Source organism: Idiomarina sp. UBA4206, assembly GCF_002383015.1.
GTDB classification, from domain to species: domain Bacteria; phylum Pseudomonadota; class Gammaproteobacteria; order Enterobacterales; family Alteromonadaceae; genus Idiomarina; species Idiomarina abyssalis.
Genome location: NZ_DFTS01000054.1, coordinates 1 through 1,538 on the forward strand (window position 1 = coordinate 1; position 1,538 = coordinate 1,538).

Consider the following 1,538-nt stretch of genomic DNA (forward strand, 5'->3'; position numbering starts at 1 on the left):
GCCTGACGTTCACGTCAGGTGAGTCGATTCCCCCCCGACCAGCTTGAAGCCTAAATCATACCAACCTACCATTTATTCATCCCTTCCTGATTAATAAACTAACCTTTGTTTCTATTTTTTAGAAAATAAACGGCGATATTTACTGATATTCATTTCATATAATTGGACTAAGATACTATTTGTACGAACGAAAGAGATGAAAGCAATGTTTAGAAATACACAGACAGGCTACGGTGCCATTACCATCGTTATTCATTGGTTAACGGCTCTGATGGTTATCGGGCTTTTCGCCCTTGGCTGGTGGATGCTCACTCTAACCTATTATGACGAGTGGTATCGATTGGGGCCTTGGTGGCATAAGTCCTTCGGTATCGTATTACTTGCTTTAACTGTTCTGCGAGTCATCTGGACTTTATTGAATACTAAGCCTAAACCTTTAGGCAGCAGGTTGGAACGTGTTGGTGCTAAGGCAGGCCATTTGTTGCTTTATGTACTGTTATTTACGGTCATGATCAGCGGTTTTTTAATATCCACCGCAGACGGCAGTTCTATCAGCGTTTTTGATTGGTTTTCGGTGCCTGCTGTGATTACCGATTTACCAAAACAAGAAGACATTGCCGGTGAAGTGCATTGGTATTCCGCGTTGGCGTTAGTGATTTTAGCCGGCGGTCATGGTTTAGCGGCAATGAAACACCACTTTATTAATAAAGACAGCACACTAATTCGAATGTTTGGAAAAACTAAGAGGAAATAATTATGAAAAAGACATTAATTGCAGCCGCTGTGGCGGGTAGTGCATTATTTACTTCGGCAGCTATGGCAGAAGATTATAAAATTGATATTGAGGGTCAACACGCCTTTATTCAATTTAAAATCAGTCATTTAGGTTATAGTTGGTTATATGGTCGTTTTAATGATTTTGAAGGGTCTTTTAGTTACGACGAAGATGCCCCTGAAAATGCGTCAGTGAACGTAACCATCGATACTTCCAGCGTTGATACAAACCATGCTGAGCGTGACAAGCATTTACGTGGAGACGACTTCTTAAGCGTATCTGATCATCCGACGGCGACATTTAAAAGCACCAAATACGTACCGGATGAAGACGATAAAGAGGAAGGTACTCTGCATGGTGAATTCACGCTTAACGGTGTTACCAAAGAAATCGCTATCGATGTTGAGCATATCGGCGCAGGCGAAGATCCATGGGGCGGATTCCGCCGCGGTTTTGCGGGCGAAGTTGATTTAACCCTGGCGGACTATGGAATTGACTACAACTTAGGCCCTGACGCCAAAGAAGTACAGTTGATGCTGTCTATTGAAGGTGTACGTCAATAATCACAGCACCAACCTTAAGTTAGTGAGCTAACGCCTCTTTGTAGGCGTTAGCTGCTAATTGGCTATCGCCCAGCGCATGGTAAGCATCGCCTAAAAGACGATAAACATGACTGCTAGGCTCAATCTCCGCTAGTTTCTTCAACGCTCGCTGCGCTAACGAGAAGTCCTGATTGTCCATCGCAATTTGCGCCAGAGCATAC

At 43.5% G+C, this 1,538-nt stretch carries 2 protein-coding genes and 1 pseudogene; 2 read left to right on the forward strand and 1 reads right to left on the reverse strand.

Annotated elements, in window-relative coordinates; genetic code table 11:
• The first annotated feature begins 205 nt into the window (after positions 1 to 205).
• The gene (locus B3180_RS11105; protein ID WP_222236036.1) at positions 206 to 754 is read left to right on the forward strand and encodes a cytochrome b; all 549 of its coding nucleotides are present in this window, start codon (positions 206 to 208) and stop codon (positions 752 to 754) included.
• Positions 755 to 756: 2 nt separating this feature from the next.
• Entirely contained in the window at positions 757 to 1,338 is a 582-nt protein-coding gene (locus tag B3180_RS11110) for a YceI family protein (RefSeq protein ID WP_054490502.1), read from the forward strand.
• A gap of 19 nt (positions 1,339 to 1,357) precedes the next feature.
• Here B3180_RS11110 and B3180_RS11115 read toward each other — a convergent pair.
• A pseudogene (locus B3180_RS11115) lies at positions 1,358 to 1,538 on the reverse strand (tetratricopeptide repeat protein); the annotation flags it as partial.